Below are 22,782 nucleotides of genomic sequence, written 5' to 3'. Positions count from 1 at the left end.
CCCCACTCCAATCAAGATGCATCCGCCCGGGGGGCGGTCAAGCGTTGTCCGCAGGCTTGGCCGGCAAGGTGAACCCGGACACCGAACGCCGCAACTGGCTGGCCATTTTCGCCAGGTTGCCAATGCTCTCGGCGGTGGCGGTGGAGCCGGACGAAGTCTGCGTGGTGATCTGCTGGATCACGTTCATCGTCAGGGAAATCTGGCCGGCCGAAGACGTCTGTTGCTGCGCAGCATTGGAAATACTCTGGATCAGTGCCGCGAGGGTCTTCGATACACCTTCGATTTCTTCCAGGGCCACCCCGGCATCCTGCGCCAGACGCGCGCCGCGCACCACTTCGGTGGTGGTCTGCTCCATGGAAATCACCGCTTCGTTGGTGTCGGTCTGAATCGCCCGCACCAGCGTTTCGATCTGCCGGGTCGCCGCGGACGAACGTTCGGCCAAGCGCTGCACTTCGTCGGCCACCACCGCAAAACCACGCCCGGCGTCCCCGGCCATGGACGCCTGAATCGCCGCATTGAGCGCGAGGATGTTGGTCTGGTCGGCAATGTCATCGATCAAGCTGACAATGTCGCCGATTTCCTGAGAGGACTCGCCCAGCCGTTTGATTCGCTTGGCGGTGTCTTGAATCTGTTCGCGAATATTGTCCATGCCGTGGATGGTGTTGTGCACCACCTCGTTGCCCTTGTTGGCGATTTCCACCGAACGTTCGGCCACCGCCGAGGATTCGGCGGCGTTGGCCGAGACCTGATCGATGGACTGGGCCATGTCGTTGATCGCCGTGGAGGCTTCGGAAATCTGCTGGGCCTGATGCTCCGAGGCTTGGGCCAGGTGCATCGCGGTGGCCTGGGTTTCCTGCACGGCAGCAGCGACCTGGCCGGCGGTGAGGTTGATGGTCGCCACCAGATCGCGCAGTTGGTCGACGGAATAGTTGATCGAGTCGGCGATGGTCCCGGTGAAGTCTTCGGTCACCGAGGCGGTCACGGTCAGGTCGCCGTCGGCGAGGTCTTCGATTTCGTCCAGCAAACGCATGATCGCGTTCTGGTTGCGCTCGTTCTTCTCGGCGGTTTCGCGCAACTGACGGTTGGTTTCGCGCACCATCACCAGGCCGATGAGGATGATCGACGTCAGTGCGAGCAAGCCCAGCACGTAGCCGCCGATGGTATCGGTGTTGCGCCCGCCGGCGAGGTTTTCGAAACGGGTGGCCAGGTGCGAGGCTTCATCGAGCAGGGTTTGCGACAGGGTAAATATATTGGTGGCCGATTCGCGGACCTTGAGCAGCTGCGGCGACGTTTCGAGGATTTCATCCACCGAACCCGACACGAATTCAAACAGTTCGGAAATTTCGGTCAACCGGGCGCGCGCATCGCGGTCTTCGACCTGGCTGATTTTCAGCGCCGCATTGCCCTGAAGCATGCCGTTGAGCACCTGGCCGAAACGCGCCGCGTCGCGACCGAAGGCGTCGGCCGCCTGCTGCGAGTTTTCGTCGCCGGACAGTACGGTGTTTACCGCGCCGAGAATCCGCTCGGCCAACAGCGACTGACGCTGAGCCATCGCCACCTGAGCGGCCGGGGCGCCACGTTGCAGGAGGGTTTCGACGACCTTTTCATATTCGACCTGCAACTGCGGCACGGTTTCGGCCAGCGTTGCGGCGACTTGATGCAAGGACAGCACGGTCTGTTCGCTGGAGAGGATGGCGTCGGTGTTTTTCAGCAGCCGCTCCCAATCCAGCTGCACGGCGCGCATCTCCGGGCGCACTACCGACGGTGCCGGCGGCAAACCCGTGGAAGGATCGCCTTTCTTCAGATAGCCCCAACGCTGGGCGAAGTCGTTGCGTGCATCGCTGAGCAACTTGAACGCCGCGGCCTTGCCGGCGGCGGCTTCGGTGGCGTTCTTGGCAATGCGCTGGGACAGCACGCGCAGCTCACCGGCGTGGCCGATGTACTGTTTGTCGTACGTCGCCTGGGTGTTGAGGTAAGCGAAGTTGGCGAACAGCAGCATGATGAAGACAATCAGCGCGATGAACAGCACGATGATCTGCGACCGGCTGCGCGACCCTTCTGGATTGCCTGTTTTTGCTTTTATCATCGGTCCTCGCCTGTCCTGCCCAATTCACTCTATGCCCTTGTAGGAGCGAGGCTTGCCCGCGAAGCAGGCGCTGCGGTCTTACAGAAACACCGCGTTTTCGTTCTTCGCGGGCAAGCCTCGCTCCTACAGGATGGGCGTCGCCGCCGTTACTGCGCCACGTTCATGAATCCTTGCGACTGCGCCAACGCAAACGGGCTGAACACCTGCCACTTCTGCTCACGCTGAAACCGGCCTTTGACGAACGCCGACATCGGCCCTTGCAAGTCATCGGCCGGCACCGGCTCCAGACTGTCCTGGGCAAAGTGCTGCAAGCCGAAGACCTCATCGACCATCAACCCTGCAAACACGTCTTTGTGCTCCACTACCAATATCCGCCGTTGCTTGCGCAAGGCAGGTAGTTCATGGCCGGGCTCATAACCATAAAAAAAGCCATGCAAATCCATGATCGGCAGCAGTCGCCCGCGCAGGTTCGCCACGCCCTTGATCCAGGGCTTGACCCCCGGCAATTGCGTAACGCGCAGTTCGTGCAGGACCTCGCTGACTTCGCCCATGGGCGCGACGTACCCATGCTCGCCCAAGCGAAAGCCGATGCCGCTCCAGCTGTCCTGTCGGGTCGGCTGGGACGGCAGGTCCGCCGCCAGCAGACGACAGCGCTGGTCAATCTGCAGGAGCAGTTCGAAGGCTGTCAGCGACTCGGTCATGACCGGACGATCAACCGGCCAGCACGTTGTTCAGGGTCTTGATCAGGGTGTCTTCGTCGACCGGTTTGGTCAGGTAGTCCTTGGCGCCCTGGCGCGTGCCCCAGACTTTGTCGGTTTCCTGATCCTTGGTGGTGATGATGATCACCGGGATGTGCCCGGTTTCCGGGTCTTTGGTCAGCTGACGGGTCGCCTGGAAACCATTGAGGCCGGGCATGACGATGTCCATCAGCACCGCGTCGGGTTTTTCCTGACGGGCCAGGGCCACGCCGTCGGCGCCGTTTTCGGCTTTCAACACCTCATGACCGTGCTTTTCGAGCATGCCGGTCAGTTTGTACATTTCAGTCGGCGAGTCATCGACGATCAGAATACGTGCCATGGTTTTCCCCATTCTTGTCGACACCGGGCCCCATGGCCGAGCGTCACTGTGCGTGTCCTACTGCGGCGAAACGGCGGTAAAGCCCGGTACATGAGCCTGAATCGCGTTCAGCAGTTCTTCCTTGCTAAAAGGCTTGGTCAAAAACTGGTCGGAACCGACGATCCGCCCCTTGGCCTTGTCGAACAACCCGTCCTTGGACGACAGCATAATCACTGGCGTGGACTTGAACGCACTGTTGTTCTTGATTAAAGCGCAGGTCTGATAACCATCCAGACGCGGCATCATGATGTCGACAAAGATGATGCCGGGGTGATTGTCGGCAATCTTGGCCAGGGCATCGAAACCATCGATTGCGGTGATGACTTCACAGCCCACGTTTTTCAACAGCGTTTCGGCGGTGCGACGAATCGTTTTCGAATCATCGATCACCATGACCTTCAAGGCGCTGGAATGCTGTTCCATAGTGGCTCTACCGTCGCCTTTGTGAATCAATTTGTCCGTCTGCCGCTCATCGGCGGCTCGAAACCCTTGATACTCAAGGGTTCACCCGACATGGCAGTCTTTTTAGCACAGTCTCCCCATCCAATCTATCGGGCGACCCTGGCGGTGGTTTTTCCTTGACCGGGAACACACTCAGCGCCACTCTGACGCCACTTTTTCACAACACTTTCCACCCCAATTTCGAGGAAAACCCCATGAGCGTTCGCGTCGGGATTGTCATGGACCCTATCGCCAGCATTTCCTATAAAAAGGATAGCTCGCTGGCCATGCTGCTGGCCGCGCAAAAGCGTGGCTGGGAACTGTTCTATATGGAACAGCGTGATTTGTATCAGGCCGAAGGCGAGGCTCGCGGGCGGATGCGTCCGCTGAAGGTGTTCGCCAACCCGGAAAAATGGTTTGAACTGGGCGCCGAAAGCGACGCGTTGCTGAGCGATCTGGACGTGATCCTGATGCGCAAGGATCCGCCGTTCGACATGGAGTTCGTCTACTCCACTTACCTGCTGGAGCAGGCCGAACGCGCCGGCGTGCTGGTGGTCAACAAGCCGCAAAGCCTGCGTGACTGCAACGAAAAGCTGTTCGCAACGCTGTTCCCGCAGTGCACACCGCCGACCATCGTCAGCCGTCGCCCGGACGTCTTGCGTGAATTCGCCGACCATCACGGCGACGTGATCCTCAAGCCGCTGGACGGCATGGGCGGCTCGTCGATCTTCCGTCACACCGCTGGCCACCCGAACCTGTCGGTGATCCTCGAAACCCTGACCTTGCATGGCCGCCAGCAGATCATGATCCAGGGCTACCTGCCGGCGATCGTTGATGGCGACAAGCGCATCCTGATGATCGATGGCGAACCGGTGGATTACTGCCTGGCCCGGATTCCCGCGCTCGGTGAAACCCGTGGCAACCTCGCCGCCGGTGGCCGTGGCGAAGCCCGACCGCTGACCGAGAAAGATCGCTGGATCGCCGCGCAAGTCGGCCCCACCCTGCGGGAGAAGGGTTTGCTGTTCGTCGGCCTGGATGTGATCGGTGAGCATCTGACCGAAATCAACGTCACCAGCCCGACCTGCATTCGCGAGATCGATAACGCGTTCGGCACCGACATTGGTGGCCTTTTGATGGATGCCATCGATCAGAAGCTCAAGACTCGTTGATCGAGAACAGCCAAGAAACTTCCAACATTGCGTTATCATCCCCGGCCTGTAAAAAACGCGATGTTGGTTTTCTTGTTATGACACTCCCGTCCGATCTGCCCCCTGAACTCGCCCACCGTGGCGTGCGTCCGGCTGATCGCCTCGGTTTTACCCTGTTTCTCGCGGCGCTGATTCACCTGGCCTTGCTGTTGGGCGTCGGGTTCTCCATGGTCGAACCCCAGCAAATCAGCAAAACCCTGGAAATCACCCTCGCCACGTTCAAAAGCGAGAAGAAGCCTGCGAAAGCTGACTTTCTCGCCCAGGAAAATCAGGAAGGCAGCGGCACCCTGGAGAAAAAGGCGATTCCCAAGACCACCGAGGTCGCGCCATTCCAGGACAACAAGGTGCAGAAAGTCACCCCACCGCCGGCGTCCAAGCCTCAAGTGCAGGAAGCCGCGCCCAAGGCGTCTGTGACCACCGTCGCGCCGAAGCCGAAAAAAGCCGCAACCAAGACGGAAGAACCCAAGCCCCAAACCAAACCCGAAGTGGCGGCACCGACGTTCGACAGCTCGCAGCTGTCCAGCGACATCGCCAGCCTGGAAGCGGAGCTGGCCAACGAACAACAGCTGTACGCCAAGCGCCCGCGCATCCACCGTCTGAGCGCCGCGTCGACCATGCGCGACAAAGGCGCCTGGTACAAAGATGAATGGCGCAAGAAGGTCGAGCGCATCGGCAACCTCAACTACCCCGACGAGGCTCGGCGCAAACAGATTTACGGTAATTTGCGACTGATGGTCTCGATCAACCGCGACGGCTCGCTGTATGAAGTGCTGGTGCTCGAATCGTCCGGCCAGCCGCTGCTGGACCAGGCCGCCCAGCGCATCGTGCGGCTGGCCGCGCCGTTTGCACCATTTACCGGGGACCTGTCAGACATCGACCGCCTGGAAATCATCCGCACCTGGAAGTTTGCGCGTGGGGACCAGTTGTTCAGCAACTGACACCCCATAAATCTCTGTGGGAGCGAGCCTGCTCGCGATGGCGGTCTGTCTGACACCTCGATTTTGAATGTACCGCCGTCATCGCGAGCAGGCTCGCTCCCACATTTGGTCTGTGCCGACTGCCAAATTGCGACATCCTCGGCTTGTCAGTTCGCCCCTCCAACGCCACACTAGCGCTCATGAAGAACGTCAGCCCCAGCTACCTCAAGCATCACTTCCTGATCGCCATGCCTCACATGGCCGACCCGAACTTTGCGCACACCTTGACCTACATCGTCGAGCACACGGCCAATGGTGCCATGGGGCTGGTGGTCAACCGTCCGCAGGACCTGAACCTGGCCGATATCCTCGAGCAATTGCGCCCCGATATCGAACCGCCGGTGCTCTGTCAGCATGTACCGATCTTTATCGGCGGCCCGGTGCAAACCGATCGCGGTTTTGTCCTGCACCCATCGGGTCAATCTTTTCAGGCGACCGTTGATCTGGAAGGCGAGTTGTCCCTGTCGACCTCCCAGGACGTGCTGTTCGCCATCGCCGATGGCGTCGGCCCCGCGAAGAGCCTGATCACCCTCGGCTACGCCGGCTGGGAAGCCGGGCAATTGGAAGCCGAGCTGGCCGATAACGCCTGGCTGACTTGCCCGTTCGATGCCGACATCCTGTTCAACACCAGCAGTGAATTGCGCCTTGAAGCGGCGGCCAAACACCTGGGCGTCAATCTCAGCCTGCTCACCAGCCAGGCGGGGCACGCCTGATGGCCCTGCGGCTGATTTTGGGTTTCGACTACGGCACCAAGCAGATCGGCGTTGCGGTCGGCCAGGTGATTACCGGCCAGGCCCGCGAGCTATGCACCTTGAAGGCGCAAAACGGCATTCCCGACTGGAATCAGGTCGAAGCCCTGATTAAAGAGTGGAAACCCGACGCGGTGGTGGTCGGCCTGCCGCTGAACATGGATGGCACGCCGAGCGACATGTGCCTGCGGGCCGAGAAGTTCGCCCGACGCCTGAACGGCCGCTACAACCTGCCCTTCTATACGCATGACGAGCGCCTGACCACCTTCGAGGCCAAGGGCGAACGCCTGGTCCGGGGCGGCCAGAAAGGCAGTTACCGCGACAACCCGGTCGATGCCATCGCCGCCGCCCTGCTGTTGCAAGGCTGGCTCGACGAGAACACCGCACTGTTTGAATCCTGACCGCACCCAATTCTGAAGAGCCGCTGCGGCGTCTCCCTTAGCGACAACCCGAGCCACCACTCAAGCAGCATCCGGCTCGGGACAAAGAAGGAGCAAACCATGAGCCTGCCCAATCCCGCCGAACTGATCAGCCAGATGGCGATCCGTCTCAAGGCTTATCTGGAAAACCGTGGCATCAGCGAACCGCGTTACATCGGCATTCGAACCGGTGGCGTCTGGGTCGCTCAGGCATTGCTCGATGAACTGGGCAGCGATTCGCCCCTGGGCACCCTGGATGTTTCGTTCTACCGCGACGACTTCAGCCAGAATGGCCTGCACCCGCAAGTACGCCCTTCGGCACTGCCGTTCGAGATCGAAGGCCAGCATCTGGTGCTGATCGACGACGTGCTGATGAGCGGCCGGACCATCCGCGCCGCGATGAACGAACTCTTCGACTACGGTCGCCCGGCCAGCGTGACGCTGGTGTGCCTGCTGGACCTGGACGCCGGTGAGCTGCCGATCCGCCCGAACGTGGTTGGCGCGACGCTGTCGCTGGCAGCCCATGAGCGCGTGAAGTTGTCCGGCCCGGAACTCAAGCTCGAACTTCAAGACCTCGCCCTTTAATTCGCCCTATTGAGAGTCCCCCTCGCGATGACGCCTCTAGAAACCAAGCGCCCGCTGCAGCTCAATGATCAGGGCCAGCTGCGCCACTTCCTCTCGCTCGACGGTTTGCGCCGTGAGCTGCTGACGGAAATCCTCGACACCGCCGACTCGTTTCTCGAAGTCGGCGCCCGGGCGGTGAAGAAGGTCCCGTTGCTGCGCGGCAAGACCGTGTGCAACGTGTTCTTCGAGAACTCCACCCGCACCCGCACCACCTTCGAACTGGCGGCTCAGCGGCTGTCGGCAGACGTGATCACCCTGAACGTGTCCACGTCGTCGGCAAGCAAGGGCGAAACCCTGCTCGACACCCTGCGCAATCTGGAAGCCATGGCCGCCGACATGTTCGTCGTGCGTCACGGTGACTCCGGGGCGGCGCACTTCATTGCCGAGCATGTCTGCCCGCAAGTGGCGATCATCAACGGCGGTGACGGCCGTCACGCCCACCCGACCCAGGGCATGCTCGACATGCTCACTATTCGTCGGCACAAGGGCGGCTTCGAAAACCTCTCGGTGGCCATCGTCGGCGACATCCTGCACTCGCGGGTGGCGCGCTCGAACATGCTGGCCCTGAAAACCCTCGGCTGCCCGGACATTCGTGTGATCGCGCCGAAAACCCTGCTGCCGATCGGCATCGAGCAGTACGGTGTGAAGGTCTACACCGACATGACCGAAGGCCTGAAAGACGTCGACGTGGTGATCATGCTGCGCCTGCAGCGTGAACGCATGACCGGCGGCCTGTTGCCGAGCGAAGGCGAGTTCTACCGCCTGTTCGGCCTGACCACCGCGCGCCTGGCCGGGGCCAAACCGGATTGCATCGTCATGCACCCGGGGCCGATCAACCGTGGGGTGGAAATTGAGTCGGCGGTGGCCGACGGTCCGCACTCGGTGATCCTCAACCAGGTGACCTACGGCATCGCGATTCGTATGGCTGTGCTGTCCATGGCCATGAGCGGGCAAACTGCCCAGCGCCAATTCGAGCAGGAGAACGCCCAGTGAAGCTCAGCATTCTCGGCGCACGCGTTATCGATCCGACCAGCGGCCTGGATCAAGTGACTGATATCCACGTTGAAGCCTGCAAGATCATCGCCCTGGGCGCTGCGCCGGCCGGCTTCGTTGCCGTCGACACCCTCGACGCCCAAGGCCTGGTGGCCGCCCCTGGCCTGGTTGACCTGAACGTCGCCCTGCGCGAGCCGGGCTACAGCCGCAAAGGCTCGATCGCCAGCGAAACCCGCGCCGCCGCTGCCGGTGGCGTCACCAGCCTGTGCTGCCCACCGAAAACCAGACCGGTGCTGGACACCTCGGCCGTGGCCGAACTGATCCTCGACCGCGCCCGCGAAGCCGGCAACACCAAAGTCTTCCCGATCGGCGCCCTGAGCAAAGGCCTGGACGGCGAGCAGCTCGCAGAGCTCGTTGCGCTGCGCGATGCCGGCTGCGTGGCCTTCGGCAACGGTCTGGAGAGCTTCCGCAACACCCGCACCCTGTGCCGGGCGCTGGAATACGCAGCGACGTTCGACCTGACCGTGATTTTCAACTCGCAGGATCATGATCTGGCCGAAGGTGGCCTGGCTCACGAAGGCCCGACCGCCAGTTTCCTCGGTTTGCCAGGCATTCCGGAAACCGCCGAAACCGTGGCCCTGGCCCGGGATCTGCTGCTGGTCGAGCAAAGCGGCGTGCGTGCTCACTTCAGCCAGCTCACCAGCGCCCGCGGTGTGGCGTTGATCGCCCAGGCCCAGGCCCGAGGCCTGAAGGTCACGGCGGATGTGGCGTTGTATCAACTGATCCTCACCGACGAAGCGCTGATCGACTTCAGCAGCCTCTATCACGTCCAGCCGCCACTGCGCACCCGCGCTGACCGCGACGGCCTGCGGGCAGCGGTGAAGTCGGGGGTGGTGTCCGCCATCTCCAGCCATCACCAGCCCCACGAGCGGGACGCCAAACTGGCACCGTTCGGCGCCACCGAGCCTGGCATCAGCAGCGTGGAACTACTGTTGCCGCTGGCGATGACATTGGTGGAAGACGGCCTGCTCGACTTGCCGACCCTGCTCGCACGCTTGAGCGCCGGCCCTGCCGAAGCGTTGCGCTTGCCGGCGGGCAAGCTGGCGGTGGGTGGGCCGGCAGATATCGTGCTGTTCGACCCTGCGGCCTCGACCGTAGCCGGTGAGACCTGGCTGTCCAAGGGCGAAAACTGCCCGTTCATTGGCCACAGCCTGCCGGGCGTGGTGCGTTATACCCTGGTGGATGGGCGGATCAGTCACCAGGCTTAAAACCGCGCGACTCCAATCGCGGGCAAGCCCGCTCCCACAGGGTTATCGGTTGGTCGCAAGATTTGCGGACAACACACATCCACTGTGGGAGCGGGCTTGCCCGCGATGACTTACTGAAAGGCGCCTCTATTCTGGGCATTGCGCACAGAAACCTGGTCATTCAACGTCCAGAAGTCATACAACACCCCCAGAAAGAACAACCCGCCCGTCACCAGGTACAGCAACCCGCTGATCCACTTCCCCTGATACATCCGGTGCACACCGAATACCCCCAGAAACGTCAGCAGAATCCACGCAACGTTGTACTCGATAGGTCCGGCGGTAAACCGCAGGTCTGCTTCACGATCCATCGCAGGGATCAGAAACACGTCGATCAACCAGCCAATACCCAGCAAACCGAAGGTAAAAAACCAGATCGTCCCGGTCACCGGCTTGCCGTAATAGAAGCGGTGAGATCCGGTAAAACCGAAAATCCACAGCAAGTAACCAATCACTTTGCTGTGGGTATCTTGTTGTGAAACGGGTTGTCGATAGGTGTTCATGGATGACCTCGATTCACACGATAGAGAAATATTCTTGAATTCTTTGTGACTTTTTTACAGGCGGCCGACATACGGCAAATGCTACCTTCACTCCCGTCAAAGCCCTGTAGCAGCTGACTTGTGCCCGACAATGGCGTCCATTTTCCGCTTATTTGGTTCCGTTGACCCCAAGGTTGAATCGACCAACGGCCTCGAAGGGGCCAAAAAAGCTGTTATAAAGTTGCGCGTTCACTTATATGAGCCTTGCCTAATGCGTCCATTTTTCAAGACATGGCTAACCATTTGCCTATTATTGCCCCTGGCCGCCCACGCCACCAATCGTGAGCAACGTCTTCCTAACGTTAATGGTTACACCCCAAAATCCCATGCTTCTGCTCCTTCGAGCAAAAACAAACAGACCACCCAACTGAGCAGCACCGACCGCGCGCTGGTCCCGCCGATGGCGACCAAGGAAAGCAGCAACGTATTGAGCCGCGCGGTAAACGTCCTCGGTACACCCTATCGTTGGGGTGGCAGCAGCCCAAGTAAAGGGTTCGATTGCAGCGGCCTGGTGAAATACGCGTTCAACGACGCCACCTTTGACCTGCCTCGTACCTCCAACGCCATGGCCAGCGGTCATGGCGAGAAAGTCGATCGTAGCGATCTGAAGCCAGGCGACCTGATTTTCTTCAACATCAAGAGCCGTCGGGTCAATCACGTTGCCATCTACCTGGGCAACGACCGCTTCATCCACGCACCACGCCGTGGCAAGTCGGTGAGCATCGACACCTTGAAGAAACCGTACTGGGAAGACCACTACGTGGTTGCCAAGCGGGTTCTGCCCAAAGAACAGAACGCGATGCGGGTTGTTCAGCGTTGATTTGAGATCCGGGGTTTGACCCGGGATTGGTTTCGCTCATGAAAGCCTCTTCGCGGGCAAGCCTCGCTCCTACAGATTGATGTCGGTCGCACCATTTGAACGCGACCAAAAACCTGTAGGAGCGAGGCTTGCCCGCGAAGGCGTTTCTGGATTCCTCAGAAGTTATCCGGCGACCGCGCCTTCTCCCGCGCATGCTCGCGGCTGATCACGCCCTTGGTCACCAGCTCCTTCAGGCACATATCCAGCGTCTGCATCCCCAGCGACCCTCCGGTTTGAATCGACGAATACATCTGCGCCACCTTGTCTTCGCGGATCAGGTTACGGATCGCCGAGGTGCCGAGCATGATTTCGTGGGCGGCAATCCGTCCGCCGCCAATCTTCTTGACCAATGTCTGGGACACCACCGCCAGTAACGACTCTGAGAGCATCGAACGCACCATCGATTTCTCGTCGCCCGGAAACACGTCCACCACCCGGTCGATGGTTTTCGCCGCCGACGTGGTGTGCAGCGTGCCGAACACCAGGTGACCGGTCTCGGCGGCAGTCAACGCCAGGCGGATGGTCTCCAGATCACGCATCTCCCCCACCAGAATCACGTCCGGGTCTTCACGAAGGGCCGAGCGCAGGGCCGTGGCGAAGCTGCGGGTATCGCGATGGACTTCACGCTGGTTGATCAGGCATTTGCGCGATTCGTGGACGAACTCGATCGGATCCTCGATGGTGAGGATGTGGTGATGGCGATGGTTGTTCAGGTAATCGATCATCGCCGCCAGCGTGGTGGATTTGCCGGAGCCGGTCGGGCCGGTCACCAGCACCAGCCCCCGGGGCGCTTCGGTAATCTTGCGAAACACTTCCCCCATGCCCAGATCGTCCATGCTCAGGACCTTGGAGGGAATGGTCCGAAATACGGCTCCCGCGCCGCGGTTCTGATTGAAGGCATTGACCCGAAAACGCGCCACGCCAGGCACTTCGAAAGAAAAGTCGGTTTCAAGATGCTTCTCGAAATCCACTCGCTGGAGGTCGTTCATGATGTCGTAGATCAGCTCATGCACCTCCTTGTGGTCCAGAGCCGGCAGGTTGATGCGTCGTACATCGCCGTCGACACGGATCATCGGTGGCAGGCCGGCAGACAGGTGCAGGTCAGACGCGCCCTGTTTGGCGCTGAAAGCCAGCAGCTCAGTGATATCCATAGCGCTCCTCAATTCCAGTAGAATGCCGCGAACCTTCAGACCGCTGGCACCTCTTGATGTCCACGATAGCAGACAACATTCTTCAGGTTAGTTCACGCATCCAGGCAGCTGCCAAAGCCGCTCACCGCGATGAGAACAGCATCCAGCTACTGGCCGTGAGCAAAACCAAGCCCGCCGAGGCCTTGCGTGAAGCGCATGCCGCCGGGATCCGCGACTTTGGCGAAAACTACCTGCAGGAAGCCTTGAGCAAACAGCTCGAATTGGCCGACCTGCCCTTGATCTGGCACTTCATCGGCCCCATTCAATCGAACAAGACTCGCGCTATTGCCGAGCACTTCGACTGGGTGCATTCCGTGGATCGCTTGAAAATCGCACAACGCCTGTCCGAACAACGCCCTGCCGATTTGCCTCCATTGAACATCTGCGTCCAGGTCAACGTCAGTGGCGAAGCCAGCAAGTCCGGCTGCACCCCGGCCGACCTGCCCGCCCTGGCCAACGCCATCGGCGCGCTGCCGCGTTTGAAATTGCGCGGGCTGATGGCGATTCCCGAGCCGACTGAAGATCGCGCCGCCCAGGATGCAGCCTTTGCCGCCGTGCAAAGCCTGCAAGCCAGCCTGAATCTGCCACTCGACACACTTTCCATGGGCATGAGCCATGACCTCGAGTCGGCCATTGCCATGGGCGCTACTTGGGTCCGCATCGGAACGGCCCTTTTTGGTGCCCGCGACTACGGCCAGTCTTGAAACAATGGCTGACACCTCTCTTTATAAGGACCTGACATGAGCAAGACTCGTATTGCCTTTATCGGAGCCGGCAACATGGCCGCCAGCCTGATCGGCGGCCTGCGCGCCAAAGGTCTGGACGCCGCGCAGATCCGCGCCAGCGATCCGGGTGAAGAAACCCGTGCCCGCGTGCACGCCGAACACGGCATCGAAGTGTTTGCCGACAACGCCGACGCCATTCAGGGCGTGGACGTGATCGTCTTGGCGGTCAAACCGCAGGCGATGAAAGTTGTCTGCGAAGCCCTTCGCCCAAGCCTCAAGCCGAGCCAGCTGGTAGTCTCGATTGCCGCCGGCATCACCTGCGCCAGCATGAACAACTGGCTTGGCGCCCAGCCCATCGTGCGCTGCATGCCCAACACCCCGGCGTTGCTGCGCCAGGGCGTGAGCGGTTTGTACGCCACGGCCAAAGTGAGCGCCGAGCAACGTCAGCAGGCTGAAGAGCTGCTGTCGGCGGTGGGCATTGCCCTGTGGCTGGAAGAAGAACAGCAACTGGACGCGGTCACTGCCGTTTCCGGCAGCGGTCCGGCCTACTTCTTCTTGCTGATCGAAGCCATGACCGCCGCTGGCGTAAAACTCGGCCTGCCAGCGGACATCGCCGCACAACTGACCGTGCAAACCGCTTTGGGCGCTGCACACATGGCAGTTGCCAGTGATGTCGACGCCGCTGAACTGCGTCGCCGCGTGACGTCGCCTGCGGGCACCACCGAAGCGGCGATCAAGTCGTTCCAGGCCGACGGCTTCGAAGCCCTGGTAGAAAAAGCACTCGGCGCCGCCGCGCACCGCTCGGCCGAGATGGCCGAACAACTGGGTCGCTAATCAGCTCTTACAAAGGAATCAATGATGCTCGGACTCAATGACGCTGCCATTTTCATCATTAAAACCCTTGGCAGCCTGTACCTGCTGATCGTACTGATGCGCTTCATCCTGCAACTGGTTCGGGCGAATTTCTATAACCCGCTCTGCCAGTTCATCGTAAAAGCCACTCAACCGCTGCTCAAGCCTCTGCGCCGGGTAATCCCGAGCATGTTCGGGCTGGACATGTCCTCGCTGGTGCTGGCGCTGATCGTGCAGATGGTGCTGATCGCGGTCATCCTGGCGCTCAAAGGCTTCATGGTTGACTGGCTGCTTTTGGTGCCTTGGGCCCTGATTGCGATCTTCTCGCTGTTTTTGAATGTCCTGTTCTACGCGATGATCATCAGTGTGATTCTGTCCTGGGTCGCCCCGGGCAGCCACAATCCGGGCGCAGAACTGGTCGCGCAGATTACTGAACCGGTACTCGCGCCGTTCCGTCGGATCATTCCGAACCTGGGCGGTCTCGACATCTCGCCGATCTTCGCGTTTATCGCGATCCAGTTGCTGCAAAGCTGGTTGATCCCGCGCCTTGCGTACTTTGCCTTCATGCCGCAGGGGCTGCTTGGCCTGATCTGATGAGCTACTTTCGCTGGGACGGTGATGACCTGATTCTGGAATGTCACCTGCAGCCGGCGGCCCGCAGCGATGATTTCTGCGGGCTGCATGGTGATCGCCTGAAAATCCGGCTGACCGCACCGCCGGTTGAAGGCAAGGCCAATGCGTATCTGATGGCGTTTCTGGCCAAGGCGTTTGGGGTGTCCAAGAGTCAGGTCAGCTTGATCAGCGGCGAACTGAACCGGCAGAAGCGGGTACGGATTTGTTCGCCAAAGAAGCTGCCGGACTTGCCGGATCTGGTGCGCCCGGCAGGCTGACCGTGTCATCGTTCATCGCGAGCAGGCTCGCTCCCACATTGGAATGCGTTCCCTTGTGGGAGCGAGCCTGCTCGCGATTGCCGCGCCTCGGTCTACCTGGGAAAAAATCAGGCCCGGCCTTTGCTTGCCGCTAACCCCACCGGTCTTTAGACTTACGCCTCATTTCAATGAGAGCAGGGTCGATGCCAGCTGCCTTCCCCCCCGATTCTGTTGGTCTGGTGACGCCGCAACTGGCGCACTTCAGTGAACCCCTGGCCCTGGCCTGTGGCCGTTCGCTGCCAGCGTATGACCTGATCTACGAAACCTACGGCACGCTCAATGCTACGGCGAGCAACGCCGTGTTGATCTGCCACGCCTTGTCCGGTCACCATCACGCTGCCGGCTTCCACAGCCCCGACGACCGCAAACCCGGTTGGTGGGACAGCTGCATCGGCCCCGGTAAACCGATCGATACCAACAAGTTCTTCGTGGTCAGCCTGAACAACCTCGGCGGCTGCAACGGTTCCACTGGCCCCAGCAGCATCAATCCGGAAACCGGCAAGCCGTTTGGCGCCGACTTCCCGGTGCTGACCGTGGAAGACTGGGTCCACAGCCAGGCACGCCTCGCCGACCTGCTCGGCATCCGCCAATGGGCGGCGGTCATCGGCGGCAGCCTCGGTGGCATGCAGGCCTTGCAATGGACCATCACCTACCCGGACCGCGTGCGGCACTGCCTGGCCATCGCTTCCGCGCCGAAACTGTCGGCACAGAACATCGCGTTCAACGAAGTCGCACGCCAGGCGATTCTCACCGACCCGGAATTCCACGGCGGTTCGTTCCAGGAATACGGCGTGATCCCCAAGCGCGGGTTGATGCTGGCGCGGATGGTCGGGCATATCACGTACCTGTCCGACGACTCCATGGGCGAGAAATTCGGTCGCGGCCTGAAGAGCGAAAAGCTCAACTATGACTTCCACAGCGTCGAGTTTCAGGTCGAAAGCTACCTGCGGTATCAGGGCGAGGAGTTCTCCGGACGCTTCGACGCCAACACCTACCTGCTGATGACCAAGGCGCTGGACTACTTCGACCCGGCGGCGAACTTCGACGATGACCTGGCGAAAACCTTCGCCAATGCCCGGGCCAAGTTCTGCGTGATGTCGTTCACTACCGACTGGCGCTTCTCCCCTGCCCGCTCGCGGGAACTGGTGGACGCGCTGATGGCGGCCAGGAAAGACGTCTGCTACCTGGAGATCGACGCTCCGCAAGGCCACGACGCCTTCCTGATTCCGATCCCGCGTTACTTGCAGGCCTTCAGCAATTACATGAACCGTATAGCGCTTTGAGGAAGACATGAGAGCCGATCTGGAAATCATCCAGGAATGGATCCCCGCCGGCAGCCGCGTGCTCGACCTCGGTTGCGGTGACGGCGAGCTGCTGACCTGGCTGCGCGATAACAAGCAGGTCACCGGCTATGGCCTGGAAAACGACCCGGACAACATTGCTGAATGCGTGGCCAAGGGCATCAACGTCATCGAACAGGACCTGGACAAGGGCCTGGGCAACTTCGCCAGCAACAGCTTCGACATCGTGGTCATGACCCAGGCCCTGCAAGCCGTGCATTACCCGGACAAGATCCTCGACGAAATGCTGCGGGTCGGTCGTCAGTGCATCATCACCTTCCCCAACTTCGGTCACTGGCGCTGCCGCTGGTACCTGGCGAGCAAGGGCCGGATGCCGGTTTCCGAGTTCCTGCCGTACACCTGGTACAACACGCCGAACATCCACTTCTGCACTTTCGAAGACTTTGAAGCGCTGTGTCGCGAACGTGAAGCCAGGGTCATTGATCGGCTTGCCGTGGATCAACAGCATCGGCACGGGTGGGCCAGTAAGCTATGGCCTAATCTGTTAGGTGAAATCGGTATCTACCGAGTCAGCAGCCCCGGGCTGCAAGACCACAAGGTTGCGGTCTGAATCACGACACTTCGAGGAGAATGATCATGGGTCGTCTAGCGCTATTTTTACTTACTGCCTGCCTGAGCGTCACCGCCATGGCCGCCGACGCCATCAAGGGTGAACGCCAGGAAACCTTTGGCGACGTGACGGTGCACTACAACACCTTCAACTCGACGTTCCTGACACCGGACATCGCCAAAGCCGCCGAGCTGACCCGCAGCAAGAACCAGGGCGTCATCAACATCTCGGTGCTCAAGGATGGCAAACCGCAAACGGCTCAGGTCAGCGGCACGGTCAAAGACCTGACCAGCCAAAGCGTCCCGTTGAAGTTCAAACAGATCACCGAGACAGGCGCGGTCTACTACATCGCCCAGTACCCGGTGCCACAGCAGGAAATCCGCACCTTTGAAATCAAGGTGCAGACCGGCGATAAAATCAACACCATCAATTTCAACCAAGAGCTTTTCCCCGGCGAATGATGAACTTCACGCAACTCGTACTGGCCAGCCACAACGCCGGCAAACTCAAGGAACTCCAGGCCATGCTCGGCGAATCGGTGCACTTGCGCTCGATCGGCGAGTTCAGCAGCGTCGAGCCTGAAGAAACCGGCCTGTCGTTCGTCGAGAACGCCATTCTCAAGGCCCGCAATGCCTCGCGCATTTCCGGTCTGCCGGCCTTGGCCGACGATTCGGGGCTGGCGGTGGATTTCCTCGGTGGTGCGCCGGGTATCTATTCGGCCCGTTACGCTGACGGTAAAGGCGATGCGGCGAACAACGCCAAACTGCTCGACGTCTTGAAAGATGTGCCCGAAGCCGAGCGTGGTGCGCAGTTCGTCTGTGTGCTGGCGCTGGTGCGCCATGCCGACGATCCGTTGCCGATCCTCTGCGAAGGCCTGTGGCATGGTCGCATCCTGACCCAGGCCAGTGGCGAGCACGGTTTTGGCTACGATCCGCTGTTCTGGGTGCCGGAGCGCGAGTGCTCCAGCGCCGAGCTGAGCCCGAGTGACAAGAACCTCATCAGCCACCGCGCCCGTGCAATGGATCTGCTGCGCCAGCGTCTGGGCCTGAAATGATCCATGAATCGTCCGCGTCGCCGCTGATCTTCGGCGGCGCCGCACAATCGCCTCGAGCGGCCCTGCCCGTGCTGCCGCCCCTGGCGCTGTACATCCACATCCCGTGGTGTGTACGCAAATGCCCTTATTGCGACTTCAACTCCCACACCGCCAGCCCCGTGCTGCCGGAAGAAGAATATGTCGACGCCTTGCTGGCCGACCTCGATCAAGACCTGCATGCGGTCTATGGCCGTGAGCTGAGCTCGATCTTCTTCGGTGGCGGCACGCCGAGCCTGTTCAGTGCCGAGGCGCTGGGTCGCTTGCTCAAGGGCGTCGAGCAACGTATTCCGTTCACCAGCGACATTGAAATCACCCTGGAAGCCAATCCGGGGACGTTCGAGCAGGAGAAATTCCGTGCCTACCGAGCGCTGGGCATCAATCGCCTGTCGATCGGCATCCAGAGCTTTCAGGAAGAGAAGCTCAAGGCCCTGGGGCGGATTCACAACGGTGATGAAGCCGTACGTGCCGCCGGCATGGCCCGTCAGGCCGGCTTCGACAACTTCAATCTGGACTTGATGCACGGTTTGCCCGATCAGTCCCTGGACGATGCCCTGAGCGACCTGCGCCAGGCCATTGCCCTGAAGCCGACCCATTTGTCCTGGTATCAGCTGACGCTGGAACCGAACACGGTGTTCTGGAACCAGCCGCCGACGCTGCCCGAAGACGACACGCTGTGGGACATTCAAGAGGCCGGTCAGGCACTGCTGGCCGAACACGGTTACGCGCAATACGAAGTCTCGGCCTATGCCCAGCCTGGCCGTCCGGCGCGGCATAACCTCAATTACTGGAGTTTCGGCGACTTCATCGGCATCGGTGCCGGCGCCCACGGCAAGCTCAGTCATCCGGACGGGCGTATCGTGCGCACCTGGAAGACCCGCCTGCCAAAGGACTACCTCAACCCGGCCAAAAGCTTCCTGGCCGGGGAGAAAGCCCTGACCAACGACGAGCTGCCGTTCGAGTTCCTGATGAACGCCTTGCGCCTGACCGAAGGCGTCGAAGCGCGGTTGTATCCGGAGCGCACCGGGCTGCCCCTGGAAAGCCTTGCCGAAGGCCGTCGCGAGGCCGAACAAAGTGGCTTGTTGCAGGTCGAACCGTCACGTCTGGTAGCCACGATGCGCGGACAACTCTTTCTCAATGACTTGCTGCAGAATTTTCTGACATAAGGAAATCGAATGGATCTGGTACTCGACCTGCTCGCCACCGTGTCCCGCTGGAGCCGTAGCAACCTGTCGGAAATCTCTCTGGCGCTGGTGGGCTGTTTGCTGGTGCTGTTTGGCGCCGACATCAAAGGCTGGGTCGACCAACGCCTGGGCAGCATCGCCGGTGCCTTGCGCGTCCCGCTGATGGCCCTGCTGTGCATGGTCGGCAGCGGCGTGGCGCTGATCTATGCCACGCCATGGATCATCAAAGGCCTGGGCCAGTTCAACAACTACAGCCTGGCGCCGGTACTGTTGGTGGTGCTGGTGTTGATTGGCGTCGTAGCAGACCGCCGCTGATCCAGGCACCACACAAAACAAATGTGGGAGCGGGCTTGCTCGCGAAGAGGCCATAACATTCAACATCTCAGTTGACTGTTACACCGCCTTCGCGAGCAAGCCCGCTCCCACATTTGGTATTGCGTAGGGCTTAGGATTGTTTTTCGAACTTCAAATCCCACACGCCATGCCCAAGACGTTCGCCGCGGCGTTCGAATTTGGTGATCGGGCGTTCGGTCGGGCGTGGGACGCATTTGCCGTCTTCGGCAAGGTTGCGATAGCCCGGCGCGACGTTCATCACTTCCAGCATGTACTCGGCGTACGGCTCCCAGTCGGTGGCCATGTGCAACACACCGCCGACCTTCAACTTGCTGCGCACCAGCTCGGCGAACGACGCCTGCACGATACGGCGCTTGTGGTGACGGCTCTTGTGCCACGGATCCGGGAAGAACAGCATCAGGCGATCGAGGCTGTTGTCAGCGATGCAACGGTTGAGCACTTCGATCGCATCGCAATCGTAGACACGCAGGTTGGTCAGGCCCTGAGTCAGCACGCCATTGAGCAGCGCACCGACACCCGGACGGTGAACCTCGACGCCAATGAAATCCTGCTCCGGCGAGGCCGCGGCCATTTCCAGCAGCGAATGGCCCATGCCGAAGCCGATTTCCAGCGAGCGCGGTGCCGAGCGACCGAACACCTGATCGAAGTCCACCGGCGCATCGGCCAAAGGCAGTACAAACAGCGGCGTACCTTGGTCCAGACCACGCTGCTGGCCTTCGGTCATGCGCCCGGCGCGCATCACGAAACTCTTGATGCGGCGGTGTTGGCGCTCTTCGCCTTCTTCCGTCTGGATAGGCGTGTCGTTTGATTCAGTCATCAATGGCTCTTACTTGATCAGACCATCCAGCGGCGAGGAGGCGCTGGCATAGAGTTTTTTCGGCATGCGGCCGGCGAGGTAGGCCAGACGGCCCGCCACGATGGCGTGTTTCATGGCTTCGGCCATCATGATCGGCTGCTGGGCATTGGCGATGGCCGAGTTCATCAGCACCGCTTCACAGCCCAGCTCCATGGCGATGGTGGCGTCGGAAGCCGTACCGACACCGGCATCCACCAGCACAGGGATCTTGGCTTCTTCGAGGATGATCTGCAGGTTGTACGGATTGCAGATCCCCAGGCCCGTACCGATCAGACCGGCCAGCGGCATGACCGCAATGCAGCCGATTTCCGCCAGTTGACGGGCAATGATCGGGTCATCGCTGGTGTACACCATCACGTCGAAACCTTCCTTGACCAGCACTTCGGCGGCCTTGAGGGTTTCGATCACGTTGGGGAACAGGGTTTTCTGATCCGCCAGCACTTCCAGCTTCACCAGGTTGTGGCCATCGAGCAGCTCACGGGCCAGGCGGCAGGTGCGCACGGCTTCGATCGCGTCGTAGCAACCGGCGGTGTTCGGCAGGATGGTGTAGCGATCCGGCGGCAGGATATCGAGCAGGTTCGGTTCGCCCGGGTTCTGGCCGATGTTGGTCCGGCGCACGGCCACGGTCACGATCTCGGCACCCGAGGCTTCGATGGCCAGGCGGGTTTCTTCCATGTCGCGGTACTTGCCGGTGCCTACCAGCAAACGCGACTGGTAAGTACGACCGGCCAGGACGAAGGGCTTGTCGCTACGAACGATGCTCATGGGAAATCCTCTGTTGGGGTGAGGTTCTTGCAGAATTCTGTGCCCTTTGGGGCCAGGCGACTAGCCGCCGCCGATGGCATGGACCACTTCGACGGAATCACCGTCGTTCAGCGTGGTTTCTGCGTGCTGGCTGCGCGGGACGATATCCAGATTGAGCTCGACCGCCACCCGGCGCCCGGTCAGTTCCAGACGGGTCAGCAGGGCCGCAACGGTTTCACCGTCGGGCAGTTCAAGGGATTCGCCGTTCAATTGAATGCGCATACCGAATGCCGCCATCATTTTTAGGGGCTGGCATTCTAGCCCGATCAGACTTGGCGACCCAAGCCATTCGTCACGAAATGGACCGCGTGGTCAGCTCAACCGCCAGGCGGCAAGCCCCAGGCAAACCCAGCCGACCAGGAACGCCAGGCCACCGAAGGGCGTAACGATCCCGAGCTTACTGACGCCAGTGATCGTCAGCAGGTACAAGCTGCCGGAAAACAGCAGGATGCCGATAGCAAAGGACGCCCCGGCCCAGGTGATCAAGCGACCCGGGATCTGCGTGGCCAGCAACGCTACGCCCAACAATGCCAGGGTGTGCACCAGTTGGTAAGTGACGCCGGTATGGAAAATCGTCAGATATTCGGGGGTCAGACGGTTTTTCAAGCCATGTGCGGCGAACGCGCCGAGGGCAACGCCAGTGAAGCCGAAGAAAGCGGCCAGCATCAAAAAGCCACGCAGCATGAAGAACTCCAGTCAGACTCGATCAACAGGGTCTGTATAATGGCCCGCTCAACGGGTTCGGCCAAGCCATCTCTATGCTGCGTTTATTTTTGCGACGATTCACAAAAGCCGTGCTCTGGTTCGCGGCTGGCAGTGTATTGCTGGTACTGATCTTTCGCGTGGTGCCTCCGCCGGGAACGGCGTTGATGGTCGAACGCAAGATCGAATCCTGGGTCGACGGCGAGCCGATTGACCTGCAACGGACCTGGAAGCCGTGGGATGAAATCTCCGACGACCTGAAAGTCGCGGTGATTGCGGGTGAGGATCAGAAATTTCCTGAGCATTGGGGCTTTGACTTTGGCGCGATTCAGGCGGCTCTGGCTCATAACGAGCTGGGCGGTTCGATTCGCGGCGCCAGCACCCTGAGCCAGCAGGTGTCGAAAAACCTGTTTCTGTGGTCCGGCCGCAGCTGGCTGCGCAAAGGCCTGGAAGCCTGGTTTACCGGATTGATCGAAGTGCTCTGGCCCAAGCAGCGGATTCTTGAGGTGTACCTCAACAGCGTTGAGTGGGATGACGGGGTGTTTGGCGCAGAGGCTGCGGCACGGCATCATTTTGGTGTGGGCGCTCGCTCGATATCCCGACAGCAGGCCAGTTTGCTGGCCGCGGTACTGCCGAACCCACGGGTGTGGAGTGCCAGCCACCCGACCAACTATGTCGCACGGCGGGCCGGATGGATTCGGCAGCAGATGAGCCAGTTGGGTGGGGACAGTTATCTGCTCGGCCTCAACGATTCGCGCCGGGCGCCTTGGGCTCAATAACTCGACGCAGAACCTGTAGGAGCGAGGCTTGCCCGCGAAAGCGGTGTGTCATTCAGAAATAATGTCGACTGACACACCGCTTTCG

29 protein-coding genes are annotated in these 22,782 nt (G+C 60.6%); 19 read left to right on the top strand and 10 right to left on the bottom strand.

The genetic code is table 11. The annotated features are described in order from the left end of the window. Positions 1–37: 37 nt before the first annotated feature. The 4 genes from KGB14_RS07520 to pilG form a co-directional block, all read right to left on the bottom strand. Entirely contained in the window at positions 38–2,086 is a 2,049-nt protein-coding gene (locus KGB14_RS07520; RefSeq protein ID WP_223485319.1) for a methyl-accepting chemotaxis protein, read from the bottom strand. Positions 2,087–2,232: 146 nt separating this feature from the next. After that, a complete protein-coding gene (locus tag KGB14_RS07515) occupies positions 2,233–2,787 on the bottom strand; it encodes a chemotaxis protein CheW (RefSeq protein ID WP_223485317.1) in 555 nt (184 codons plus the stop codon). 10 nt (positions 2,788–2,797) lie between these two features. Next, complete coding sequence (gene pilH, locus KGB14_RS07510; RefSeq protein WP_007897961.1) at positions 2,798–3,163, bottom strand: twitching motility response regulator PilH; 366 nt, start codon at positions 3,161–3,163, stop codon at positions 2,798–2,800. A 57-nt stretch (positions 3,164–3,220) separates the two neighbouring features. Beyond that, a complete protein-coding gene (pilG, locus tag KGB14_RS07505; protein ID WP_008068133.1) occupies positions 3,221–3,625 on the bottom strand; it encodes a twitching motility response regulator PilG in 405 nt (134 codons plus the stop codon). 233 nt (positions 3,626–3,858) lie between these two features. Between pilG and gshB the strand changes: the two genes are divergently transcribed. From gshB to KGB14_RS07470, 7 genes are all read left to right on the top strand, one after another. Beyond that, a complete protein-coding gene (gshB, locus tag KGB14_RS07500) occupies positions 3,859–4,812 on the top strand; it encodes a glutathione synthase (protein ID WP_223485314.1) in 954 nt (317 codons plus the stop codon). Positions 4,813–4,889: 77 nt separating this feature from the next. Next, a complete protein-coding gene (locus KGB14_RS07495; protein WP_223485312.1) occupies positions 4,890–5,789 on the top strand; it encodes an energy transducer TonB in 900 nt (299 codons plus the stop codon). Between the two features lie 179 nt (positions 5,790–5,968). Then, positions 5,969–6,541, top strand: coding sequence for a YqgE/AlgH family protein (locus tag KGB14_RS07490; RefSeq protein ID WP_223485310.1), 573 nt, complete (start codon positions 5,969–5,971; stop codon positions 6,539–6,541). Then, positions 6,541–6,978 (top strand): Holliday junction resolvase RuvX, encoded by a 438-nt coding sequence (gene ruvX / locus KGB14_RS07485; RefSeq protein ID WP_007897947.1) that lies wholly within the window; start codon positions 6,541–6,543, stop codon positions 6,976–6,978. Before KGB14_RS07490 ends, ruvX begins: the two co-directional genes overlap by 1 nt. A 99-nt stretch (positions 6,979–7,077) precedes the next feature. Further along, the gene (gene pyrR / locus KGB14_RS07480; RefSeq protein WP_007897945.1) at positions 7,078–7,581 is read left to right on the top strand and encodes a bifunctional pyr operon transcriptional regulator/uracil phosphoribosyltransferase PyrR; all 504 of its coding nucleotides are present in this window, start codon (positions 7,078–7,080) and stop codon (positions 7,579–7,581) included. A gap of 27 nt (positions 7,582–7,608) precedes the next feature. Beyond that, positions 7,609–8,613 carry an aspartate carbamoyltransferase catalytic subunit gene (locus KGB14_RS07475; protein ID WP_007897943.1) on the top strand — a complete coding sequence of 335 codons (1,005 nt, stop codon included), beginning with the start codon at positions 7,609–7,611 and terminating at the stop codon, positions 8,611–8,613. Next, positions 8,610–9,881, top strand: a complete 1,272-nt coding sequence (locus KGB14_RS07470) for a dihydroorotase (protein WP_223485308.1) — start codon at positions 8,610–8,612, stop codon at positions 9,879–9,881. The genes KGB14_RS07475 and KGB14_RS07470 overlap by 4 nt, the downstream gene beginning before the upstream one ends. A gap of 110 nt (positions 9,882–9,991) precedes the next feature. Here the strand turns inward: KGB14_RS07470 and KGB14_RS07465 are convergent, their stop codons facing one another. Then, a complete protein-coding gene (locus KGB14_RS07465; RefSeq protein WP_223485306.1) occupies positions 9,992–10,423 on the bottom strand; it encodes an NINE protein in 432 nt (143 codons plus the stop codon). A 250-nt stretch (positions 10,424–10,673) separates the two neighbouring features. Here KGB14_RS07465 and KGB14_RS07460 point away from each other — a divergent pair, with 250 nt between their 5' ends. Further along, positions 10,674–11,282: a C40 family peptidase gene (locus KGB14_RS07460; protein WP_223485303.1), complete on the top strand. Its 609-nt coding sequence runs from the start codon at positions 10,674–10,676 to the stop codon at positions 11,280–11,282. Positions 11,283–11,437: 155 nt separating this feature from the next. On the opposite strand, the gene KGB14_RS07455 is transcribed toward KGB14_RS07460, so the two are convergent. Then, on the bottom strand, positions 11,438–12,472 hold the full coding sequence (locus tag KGB14_RS07455) for a type IV pilus twitching motility protein PilT (protein ID WP_223485301.1): 1,035 nt from the start codon (positions 12,470–12,472) through the stop codon (positions 11,438–11,440). Between the two features lie 56 nt (positions 12,473–12,528). On the opposite strand from KGB14_RS07455, the gene KGB14_RS07450 reads away from it, so the two are divergent. The 10 genes from KGB14_RS07450 (at position 12,529) to KGB14_RS07405 (ending at position 19,517) form a co-directional block, all read left to right on the top strand. Next, positions 12,529–13,215, top strand: a complete 687-nt coding sequence (locus KGB14_RS07450; RefSeq protein WP_223485299.1) for a YggS family pyridoxal phosphate-dependent enzyme — start codon at positions 12,529–12,531, stop codon at positions 13,213–13,215. A 36-nt stretch (positions 13,216–13,251) separates the two neighbouring features. Then, positions 13,252–14,070, top strand: a complete 819-nt coding sequence (gene proC / locus KGB14_RS07445; protein WP_223485297.1) for a pyrroline-5-carboxylate reductase — start codon at positions 13,252–13,254, stop codon at positions 14,068–14,070. Between the two features lie 24 nt (positions 14,071–14,094). Then, positions 14,095–14,682 (top strand): YggT family protein, encoded by a 588-nt coding sequence (locus KGB14_RS07440; RefSeq protein WP_223485295.1) that lies wholly within the window; start codon positions 14,095–14,097, stop codon positions 14,680–14,682. Then, positions 14,682–14,978: a DUF167 domain-containing protein gene (locus KGB14_RS07435; protein ID WP_046039238.1), complete on the top strand. Its 297-nt coding sequence runs from the start codon at positions 14,682–14,684 to the stop codon at positions 14,976–14,978. Before KGB14_RS07440 ends, KGB14_RS07435 begins: the two co-directional genes overlap by 1 nt. A 182-nt stretch (positions 14,979–15,160) precedes the next feature. After that, positions 15,161–16,300 (top strand): homoserine O-succinyltransferase MetX, encoded by a 1,140-nt coding sequence (metX, locus tag KGB14_RS07430; protein WP_223485293.1) that lies wholly within the window; start codon positions 15,161–15,163, stop codon positions 16,298–16,300. A 7-nt stretch (positions 16,301–16,307) separates the two neighbouring features. Beyond that, on the top strand, positions 16,308–16,928 hold the full coding sequence (gene metW / locus KGB14_RS07425; protein WP_223485291.1) for a methionine biosynthesis protein MetW: 621 nt from the start codon (positions 16,308–16,310) through the stop codon (positions 16,926–16,928). A gap of 26 nt (positions 16,929–16,954) precedes the next feature. Continuing rightward, positions 16,955–17,389 carry a DUF4426 domain-containing protein gene (locus KGB14_RS07420; protein WP_223485289.1) on the top strand — a complete coding sequence of 145 codons (435 nt, stop codon included), beginning with the start codon at positions 16,955–16,957 and terminating at the stop codon, positions 17,387–17,389. After that, positions 17,386–17,982, top strand: coding sequence for an RdgB/HAM1 family non-canonical purine NTP pyrophosphatase (gene rdgB / locus KGB14_RS07415; protein WP_048396340.1), 597 nt, complete (start codon positions 17,386–17,388; stop codon positions 17,980–17,982). Before KGB14_RS07420 ends, rdgB begins: the two co-directional genes overlap by 4 nt. Beyond that, the gene (gene hemW / locus KGB14_RS07410; protein ID WP_223485285.1) at positions 17,979–19,184 is read left to right on the top strand and encodes a radical SAM family heme chaperone HemW; all 1,206 of its coding nucleotides are present in this window, start codon (positions 17,979–17,981) and stop codon (positions 19,182–19,184) included. The genes rdgB and hemW overlap by 4 nt, the downstream gene beginning before the upstream one ends. Before the next feature lie 9 nt (positions 19,185–19,193). Then, complete coding sequence (locus tag KGB14_RS07405) at positions 19,194–19,517, top strand: DUF3392 domain-containing protein (protein ID WP_217857476.1); 324 nt, start codon at positions 19,194–19,196, stop codon at positions 19,515–19,517. Positions 19,518–19,647: 130 nt separating this feature from the next. On the opposite strand, the gene trmB is transcribed toward KGB14_RS07405, so the two are convergent. The 4 genes from trmB to KGB14_RS07385 all read right to left on the bottom strand — a co-directional run bounded on the left by trmB (position 19,648) and on the right by KGB14_RS07385 (position 21,900). Next, positions 19,648–20,373, bottom strand: coding sequence for a tRNA (guanosine(46)-N7)-methyltransferase TrmB (trmB, locus tag KGB14_RS07400; protein WP_052964985.1), 726 nt, complete (start codon positions 20,371–20,373; stop codon positions 19,648–19,650). A gap of 9 nt (positions 20,374–20,382) precedes the next feature. Beyond that, positions 20,383–21,177: a thiazole synthase gene (locus KGB14_RS07395; protein ID WP_052964984.1), complete on the bottom strand. Its 795-nt coding sequence runs from the start codon at positions 21,175–21,177 to the stop codon at positions 20,383–20,385. 60 nt (positions 21,178–21,237) lie between these two features. Continuing rightward, positions 21,238–21,438 (bottom strand): sulfur carrier protein ThiS, encoded by a 201-nt coding sequence (gene thiS / locus KGB14_RS07390; RefSeq protein ID WP_007897898.1) that lies wholly within the window; start codon positions 21,436–21,438, stop codon positions 21,238–21,240. A gap of 90 nt (positions 21,439–21,528) precedes the next feature. Beyond that, on the bottom strand, positions 21,529–21,900 hold the full coding sequence (locus KGB14_RS07385) for a DUF423 domain-containing protein (RefSeq protein WP_223485282.1): 372 nt from the start codon (positions 21,898–21,900) through the stop codon (positions 21,529–21,531). 74 nt (positions 21,901–21,974) lie between these two features. On the opposite strand from KGB14_RS07385, the gene mtgA reads away from it, so the two are divergent. After that, complete coding sequence (mtgA, locus tag KGB14_RS07380) at positions 21,975–22,697, top strand: monofunctional biosynthetic peptidoglycan transglycosylase (protein WP_223485280.1); 723 nt, start codon at positions 21,975–21,977, stop codon at positions 22,695–22,697. Positions 22,698–22,782 lie beyond the last annotated feature (85 nt).

Origin of the sequence: Pseudomonas sp. A-RE-19 (assembly GCF_019956555.1) — a bacterium.
In the GTDB taxonomy this organism is placed as follows: Bacteria; Pseudomonadota; Gammaproteobacteria; order Pseudomonadales; family Pseudomonadaceae; genus Aquipseudomonas.
This window is presented reverse-complemented; position numbering and strand designations above follow the sequence as displayed.

What these genes read in the sequence shown, in the direction of transcription:
- pilH (WP_007897961.1), bottom strand. Translation starts at nt 3,163, where the DNA reads ATGGCACGTATTCTGATCGTCGATGACTCGCCGACTGAAATGTACAAA.
- KGB14_RS07495 (WP_223485312.1), top strand. Translation starts at nt 4,890, where the DNA reads ATGACACTCCCGTCCGATCTGCCCCCTGAACTCGCCCACCGTGGCGTG.
- KGB14_RS07395 (WP_052964984.1), bottom strand. Translation starts at nt 21,177, where the DNA reads ATGAGCATCGTTCGTAGCGACAAGCCCTTCGTCCTGGCCGGTCGTACT.
- KGB14_RS07420 (WP_223485289.1), top strand. Translation starts at nt 16,955, where the DNA reads ATGGGTCGTCTAGCGCTATTTTTACTTACTGCCTGCCTGAGCGTCACC.
- KGB14_RS07515 (WP_223485317.1), bottom strand. Translation starts at nt 2,787, where the DNA reads ATGACCGAGTCGCTGACAGCCTTCGAACTGCTCCTGCAGATTGACCAG.
- pilG (WP_008068133.1), bottom strand. Translation starts at nt 3,625, where the DNA reads ATGGAACAGCATTCCAGCGCCTTGAAGGTCATGGTGATCGATGATTCG.
- KGB14_RS07490 (WP_223485310.1), top strand. Translation starts at nt 5,969, where the DNA reads ATGAAGAACGTCAGCCCCAGCTACCTCAAGCATCACTTCCTGATCGCC.
- trmB (WP_052964985.1), bottom strand. Translation starts at nt 20,373, where the DNA reads ATGACTGAATCAAACGACACGCCTATCCAGACGGAAGAAGGCGAAGAG.
- gshB (WP_223485314.1), top strand. Translation starts at nt 3,859, where the DNA reads ATGAGCGTTCGCGTCGGGATTGTCATGGACCCTATCGCCAGCATTTCC.
- KGB14_RS07440 (WP_223485295.1), top strand. Translation starts at nt 14,095, where the DNA reads ATGCTCGGACTCAATGACGCTGCCATTTTCATCATTAAAACCCTTGGC.
- thiS (WP_007897898.1), bottom strand. Translation starts at nt 21,438, where the DNA reads ATGCGCATTCAATTGAACGGCGAATCCCTTGAACTGCCCGACGGTGAA.
- hemW (WP_223485285.1), top strand. Translation starts at nt 17,979, where the DNA reads ATGATCCATGAATCGTCCGCGTCGCCGCTGATCTTCGGCGGCGCCGCA.
- KGB14_RS07460 (WP_223485303.1), top strand. Translation starts at nt 10,674, where the DNA reads ATGCGTCCATTTTTCAAGACATGGCTAACCATTTGCCTATTATTGCCC.
- KGB14_RS07455 (WP_223485301.1), bottom strand. Translation starts at nt 12,472, where the DNA reads ATGGATATCACTGAGCTGCTGGCTTTCAGCGCCAAACAGGGCGCGTCT.
- rdgB (WP_048396340.1), top strand. Translation starts at nt 17,386, where the DNA reads ATGATGAACTTCACGCAACTCGTACTGGCCAGCCACAACGCCGGCAAA.
- proC (WP_223485297.1), top strand. Translation starts at nt 13,252, where the DNA reads ATGAGCAAGACTCGTATTGCCTTTATCGGAGCCGGCAACATGGCCGCC.
- metX (WP_223485293.1), top strand. Translation starts at nt 15,161, where the DNA reads ATGCCAGCTGCCTTCCCCCCCGATTCTGTTGGTCTGGTGACGCCGCAA.
- pyrR (WP_007897945.1), top strand. Translation starts at nt 7,078, where the DNA reads ATGAGCCTGCCCAATCCCGCCGAACTGATCAGCCAGATGGCGATCCGT.
- KGB14_RS07450 (WP_223485299.1), top strand. Translation starts at nt 12,529, where the DNA reads ATGTCCACGATAGCAGACAACATTCTTCAGGTTAGTTCACGCATCCAG.
- KGB14_RS07475 (WP_007897943.1), top strand. Translation starts at nt 7,609, where the DNA reads ATGACGCCTCTAGAAACCAAGCGCCCGCTGCAGCTCAATGATCAGGGC.
- ruvX (WP_007897947.1), top strand. Translation starts at nt 6,541, where the DNA reads ATGGCCCTGCGGCTGATTTTGGGTTTCGACTACGGCACCAAGCAGATC.
- KGB14_RS07385 (WP_223485282.1), bottom strand. Translation starts at nt 21,900, where the DNA reads ATGCTGCGTGGCTTTTTGATGCTGGCCGCTTTCTTCGGCTTCACTGGC.
- KGB14_RS07465 (WP_223485306.1), bottom strand. Translation starts at nt 10,423, where the DNA reads ATGAACACCTATCGACAACCCGTTTCACAACAAGATACCCACAGCAAA.
- KGB14_RS07405 (WP_217857476.1), top strand. Translation starts at nt 19,194, where the DNA reads ATGGATCTGGTACTCGACCTGCTCGCCACCGTGTCCCGCTGGAGCCGT.
- metW (WP_223485291.1), top strand. Translation starts at nt 16,308, where the DNA reads ATGAGAGCCGATCTGGAAATCATCCAGGAATGGATCCCCGCCGGCAGC.
- KGB14_RS07435 (WP_046039238.1), top strand. Translation starts at nt 14,682, where the DNA reads ATGAGCTACTTTCGCTGGGACGGTGATGACCTGATTCTGGAATGTCAC.
- mtgA (WP_223485280.1), top strand. Translation starts at nt 21,975, where the DNA reads ATGCTGCGTTTATTTTTGCGACGATTCACAAAAGCCGTGCTCTGGTTC.
- KGB14_RS07520 (WP_223485319.1), bottom strand. Translation starts at nt 2,086, where the DNA reads ATGATAAAAGCAAAAACAGGCAATCCAGAAGGGTCGCGCAGCCGGTCG.